The organism is Synechococcus sp. H60.2, assembly GCF_047462315.1.
Lineage (GTDB): Bacteria > Cyanobacteriota > Cyanobacteriia > Thermostichales > Thermostichaceae > Thermostichus.
Map to the genome: position 1 here is coordinate 1 of NZ_JANSIZ010000105.1, position 5988 is coordinate 5988.

Consider the following 5988-nt stretch of genomic DNA (forward strand, 5'->3'; position numbering starts at 1 on the left):
AGATTTGTATAACAGACAGCCCCCACGGGGCGGGACGGGATCCGCGGGGCCAGCTTTGCCAGCGCCGAGCTCAAGGAGGACTCCCAGCAGGATCGGCCGGCGGTGCAGGTGGGGGATCCCTTTCTGGGCAAATGTCTCATCGAGGCCTGCCTGGAGGCCTTTGCCACAGGAGCTGTGGTGGCCGCCCAGGACATGGGGGCGGCCGGGATCACCTGCTCCACGGCGGAGATGGCCGCCAAAGGAGGCGTAGGGATCCGCTTTGATCTCGACCGGGTGCCGGCGCGGGAAAGCGGCATGGCCGCCTGGGAGTACCTGCTTTCGGAGTCCCAGGAGCGGATGCTGCTGGTGGTGCAAAAAGGTCGCGAGGCGGAGGTGATGGAGATCTTCCACCGCTGGGGCCTGCAGGCCAGCGTGGCCGGAGAAGTCATTGCCGAGCCGCTGGTGGAGATCTGGCACCGCGGATCCTGCGTGGTGCAAGTGCCGGCGCGGGCCTTGGCCGAAGAGACCCCCGTCTACGTCCGCCCGCTGCTGCCAGAGCCACCGGAGTACGTCCAGGCAGCGTGGCAGTGGGATCCCGCCACCCTACCCCCCTGCACTCGCGAAGGGATCCACCTCGATCAGGCAACCCTGACGTGGCAAGAGGTGCTGCTGCGGCTTTTGGCCCGCCCCACCCTGGCCAGCAAAGCCTGGATCTATCGCCAATATGACCACCAGGTGCAAAACAACACTGTCCTTTGGCCGGGGCAGGGAGATGCAGCGGTTATCCGCATCCGCTCGCAAAAGTTTGGCGTCGGCGAGGTGCCACCCCTGCAGGCTGCCCGCAAGGCCATTGCTGCCACCCTAGATGGCAATGGCCGCTGGGTGTATTTGGATCCCTACGAGGGGGCCAAAGCCGCGGTGGCCGAAGCCGCCCGCAACCTCTCCTGCGTGGGGGCGGAGCCCTTGGCCGTAACCGACAACCTCAACTTCGGCAACCCGGAAAACCCGGTGGTGTACTGGCAGTTGGCCCTGGCCTGTCGGGGGATTGGGGAGGCCTGCCGTGCCCTAGGGACACCGGTAACAGGGGGGAACGTTTCCCTCTACAACGAGAAGGGATCCCAGGCCATCTACCCTACCCCCGTTATCGGCATGGTCGGTCTCCTTCCGGACTTGAAGTTGGTCTGTGGCCAGGGGTGGCAGCAAGAAAGGGATCTCATCTACCTCTTGGGATCCCAGGCTGTTACCAGTCTGGGCGGCAGCGAGTATTTGGCGGCAATCTACAACACGGTCACGGGTCGGCCTGCCCCCGTGGATCTGGAGCTGGAAAAGCGCGTGCAAGCCGCCTGCCGCCACGGCATCCGGCAGGGATGGGTGCGCTCCGCCCACGACTGTAGCGAGGGAGGACTGGCCGTGGCTCTGGCGGAAGCCTGCCTCAGCGGGGGCCGCGGTGCCAGTGTCTCTCTGGCTCCCGGATCCCTGCGCTGGGATCAGGCCCTGTTTGGCGAGGGATCCAGCCGCATCCTCGTTTCTGTCAATCCAGCCCAGCGCTCTCCTTGGGAAGCCTACTTAGAGTCCCAGCTCCCCGGCCAGTGGCAACTGCTGGGACAAGTGGGATCCCCTGCCGATCCTTTGCTCTTGACAACTGCAGAAGGGGATCCCCTGTTGTCGGTCTCTTTGGCCGCCCTGCAGGCCGCCTACCACAACACCTAGCTCCCCTCTCCCCAAGGGAGAGGGGCTGGGGGTGGTCGCGTGAGCGGCGCGTAGCGCTTGGGCGTCCCCAAGGGAGAGGGGCTGGGGGTGAGGGGGACTACCTCAAGCTGATCTTGCTTCAGACAAATTGGCCTGGATCACCTCCCGATAGTGGGACTTGGGCTTAACGCCCACCACCTGCGCCACCAGCTCCTTGTTTTTAAAAAACTGCACCGTCGGCGTGCAGGTGACCCCGCCGGCTTCAGCAATCTCCGGATCCTTCTCGATGTCGATCTCCACCACGTGCAGCTTGTCGGCAAACTCTTCGATGACCTTGTTCAGGATTGGCCTGAGGGCATGACAAGGGGCACAGGTGGGAGCGGTGTACTTGACCATCAGCAGGCGATTGCTTTCGTGGTAGAGCCGCCGCAGGGCATAGCTCCCTTCATGGCAGGTCTTACTGAAATCCAGATCCTCGTGGCCGTTCTCCGCAAAGCTGGCTTCCGCCACCGCAGCTTCCCCCGGCGACTCCGCCTCGGGAGGAGCCGTGGCAGGGCTGGGCTCAGGATGGCTCTGAGGGACGACGTGATACTCTTGGGCTAAGCCGTGTTCTGAGAGCCAGCGCTCTGCCAACATGGCCGCCATACAGCCGGTGCCGGCAGCGGTGATGGCCTGGCGAAACTCGTGATCCTGCACATCCCCGGCGGCAAACACCCCCTCCACGCTGGTGGCTACCGATCCGGGGCGGGTGACAATATAGCCCACTTCATCCAGTTCCAGTTGTCCTTTGAACAGGTCGGTGTTGGGTTTATGGCCGATGGCGTAGAACAAGCCACCCACCGCCATCTCCCGGATCTCCCCTGTCTGGTTGTTGCGCACCTTCACCCCGGTCAGGCGCTGGCCGTCGCCCAGGACTTCCACCGCCTCGGTGTGCCAGTGCACCGTAATCTTGGGGTGGTTGAGCACCCGGTCTTGCATGGCCTTGCTGGCCCGCATCTTGCCACTGCGCACCAGCATGTGGACATGGGATCCAAACTTGGTCAAATAGGTAGCTTCCTCACAGGCGGTATCGCCACCGCCAATGACCACCAGCTCCACTCCCCTGAATATGGGCATGGCCCCATCGCAGACGGCGCAGGCGGACATGCCGCGGTTCCAGTAGATCTCCTCTCCGGGCAGGTGTAGGCGCTTGGCCGTGGCCCCGGTGGCGATGATTAGGCTGTGGGTGCGCACTTCTCGCTCATCAGAGCGGACGACAAAAGGCCGCTGGCTGAGATCCACAAAGGTGACATCCTCGGGGTAGAGCTCTGCCCCCCACCGCTGCGCTTGAGCGCGCATGTTTTTCATCAGTTGGGGGCCGCTGATGCCCTCGGGAAAGCCCGGAAAGTTTTCCACCTCGGTGGTGGTCATCAGTTGCCCACCCGGGATCCCGCCCACCTGAAACCCCTCAAACACAACTGGCTTCAGGTTGGCCCGCCCAGCGTAAATGGCCGCCGTGAACCCGGCAGGGCCAGAACCAATAATCACCACATTCTCAACCCGACTTTGCTCTGTCATTCGATGTCGCTCCTTGCTGTTGTTGAAAACTAAACCAAACTCATAACGACTACGTTTTAGTCTAACACGAGCCGATACTCTGCGCGAGGCTGGAGCTCGCTAGTCCCATTTTCGCTTTCCTCTAGCTAGGGGGACAGGGTTTGGCTCCTCCGACTTGTCTTTGTCCAGAGGACAACAGGGCAGAAACGCTTGGCTGAGGGGCGCAATGGCCAAGCCGTTGAGCAGAAGGCCAAAGCCAGGGCAATTTCGTATCAGAAGCTACAAAATGCTGATATCGGCCTTTCTAGGATGGGTGAGCGCTTTTGGCCCACTCAAGTCGAAGCGCGGGGATCCGCTGCCGGGATCCCGTCTACCTTAGGATTACCCCAGTCTCAATTGCAACCCAATCAGGAGAGAGTAATGGCATCCACGCCCCAAGAAGTGCTTCAGATGATCCAGGACAACAATGTCCAGATGGTGGATCTCAAGTTTGTGGATATCTTCGGCACTTGGCAGCACGTTTCCTTCCACCCTTCGATGCTTACGGAACAAGTTTTCAGCGAAGGGCTACCCTTTGATGGTTCAAGCATTCGGGGCTGGAAATCCATCAATGAGTCGGACATGTACATGGTGCCGGATCCCAAGACGGCCTGGATCGACCCGTTCTTGCAAGTGCCCACCCTCAGCCTTATCTGTAACATTATTGAGCCGCGCACCGGCCAGCCCTACAGCCGTTGTCCGCGGAGCCTGGCAGCACGGGCTGTGGCCTATCTGCAATCGACAGGGATTGCCGATACGGCTTACTTCGGGCCCGAAGCAGAGTTCTTTATTTTTGAAGATGTACGGTTTGACCAGACCCAAAACGCCGGCTACTACTTTGTCGATTCCATCGAGGGCCGCTGGAACTCAGGCCGGGAGGAAAAAGGCGGCAACCTGGGCTACAAGCCCCGCTACAAAGAGGGCTATTTCCCTGTGCCGCCCACCGATGCCCATCAAGACCTCCGCACCGAGATGCTTCTGACAATGGCCAAGTTGGGGGTGCCCATCGAGAAGCACCACCACGAGGTGGCCACCGGCGGGCAAGGGGAGCTGGGCTACCGCTTTGCCGATCTAATCACGGCTGCCGACTACATGATGATTTACAAGTACGTGATCCGGAACGTGGCCCGCAAGCACGGCAAGACGGTGACGTTCATGCCCAAGCCCCTCTTCAATGACAACGGCAGCGGCATGCACACGCACCAGTCCCTCTGGAGAGACGGCCAGCCCTTGTTTTACCAAGAAGGCAACTATGCCGATCTGAGCGAAACGGCTCTCTACTACATCGGCGGCCTGCTCAAGCACGCCCCAGCCATCCTAGCCTTTACCAACCCCACCACCAACTCCTACAAGCGCCTGGTGCCTGGGTTTGAGGCGCCGGTCAACTTGGCCTACTCGCAGGGCAACCGCTCCGCAGCCATTCGCATTCCAGTTACAGGCAAAAATCCCAAGGCCAAGCGGCTGGAGTTCCGCTGCCCCGATGCCACCTGCAACCCCTATATCGCCTTCTCGGCCATGTTGATGGCCGGCCTGGACGGGATCAAGAACAAGATCCACCCCGGCGAGCCCCTCGACAAAGATATCTACGATCTGGAGCCGGACGAGCTGGCCAAGATCCCCTCCACGCCCGGATCCCTGCTGGATGCTTTGGAAAACCTGCAGAAGGATCACGACTTCCTACTGGAGGGAGGTGTCTTTACCGAGGATCTCATCCAGACCTATATCGAGTACAAGATCGACAACGAGATCAACCCCATCAACCTGCGGCCTCACCCCTACGAGTTCGCGCTCTATTTCGACGCCTGATCGAGGTTCTCATTTGAAGCATTAGTTCTTGGCCACGGCTTTTGAACGGGATCCCTTCCTTTGCTGGAGGGATCCCTTTTTTTGGTATTCTGGGGCCGAAGTCTAGAGGTTGGAGGGAGGGTTTGCAATGGAATGGCTTATTTTTGGTCTGTTCTTGGTTTTTGTTATCGGCCTTCTGGCGCTTGCCGCCTATCTAGAGGAGAAGCGTCGGGAAGCTTTGGAGCAGGTGGCCAGGAGCCTGGGCATGTCGTTTTCAGCGGAGCTACCCGAAGGGATCCGCTCCCGCTTGCTTCAGGCAGGCTTTGAACTATTTGAACGAGGCTACGATCGACGTTTCTACAACTCAATGTCCAAGCGGCTAATCGATGGAACTGAGATCGGTGCCTTTGACTATAAGTACATCCGCAGTAGCGGCAAGAGTAGCAGCACTCATCGCCAGTCTGTTTTCTGGGCCTATTGCGAAGATCTACGGCTACCTCATTTTCGGCTACATCCGGAAGTTCCCCTGTTTCATGACATTGCCAAGGCCTTTTGCATGCAAGATATCAACTTCGAGAGCCACCCTCAGTTTTCCCGCAAATACCTCTTGCGCGGAGAAGATGAGGCCAAGGTTCGCCTGCGCTTCGATCCTAGTTTTCTTAGTTTTTTGGAGCAGCATCCTCCTTGTTGTGCCGAGGGATCCGGGCCGCAGCTTATTGTTTGGCGGGACGGCCAACAGGTGAGTCCAGAAAAAATGGCAGACTGGCTGCGCTTCGGGGAAGAATGGGTGCAACGACTGCGGCTGCATCGCGTATGAACTACCCCACCGTGCAGGCGGGTGGGGTTTCCCCATCCGCTTTACGGTGAGATTTTTGTCTCTTCCTCTGCCCCAGTTGCTTCATCGATCCCGTGTACCGGGTCTGTGAAGTAGAGCTGAAGCATCCAAGACTCACGAGGCGG

Annotated in this window: 3 protein-coding genes and 1 pseudogene; 3 read left to right on the forward strand and 1 reads right to left on the reverse strand. The window is 59.8% G+C overall.

The features are described from left to right. Positions 1-24: 24 nt before the first annotated feature. Positions 25-1689 (forward strand): annotated as a pseudogene (purL, locus tag NW845_RS12030) (phosphoribosylformylglycinamidine synthase subunit PurL); the annotation flags it as partial. Positions 1690-1791: 102 nt separating this feature from the next. Here purL and trxB read toward each other — a convergent pair. Further along, entirely contained in the window at positions 1792-3225 is a 1434-nt protein-coding gene (gene trxB / locus NW845_RS12035) for a thioredoxin-disulfide reductase (RefSeq protein WP_414378703.1), read from the reverse strand. A gap of 399 nt (positions 3226-3624) precedes the next feature. Here trxB and glnA point away from each other — a divergent pair, with 399 nt between their 5' ends. Together glnA and NW845_RS12045 are read left to right on the forward strand one after the other, a co-directional pair. Then, the gene (glnA, locus tag NW845_RS12040) at positions 3625-5049 is read left to right on the forward strand and encodes a type I glutamate--ammonia ligase (protein WP_414378704.1); all 1425 of its coding nucleotides are present in this window, start codon (positions 3625-3627) and stop codon (positions 5047-5049) included. Positions 5050-5176: 127 nt separating this feature from the next. Then, positions 5177-5845, forward strand: a complete 669-nt coding sequence (locus tag NW845_RS12045) for a hypothetical protein (RefSeq protein ID WP_414378705.1) — start codon at positions 5177-5179, stop codon at positions 5843-5845. The last annotated feature ends 143 nt before the right edge of the window (positions 5846-5988 follow it).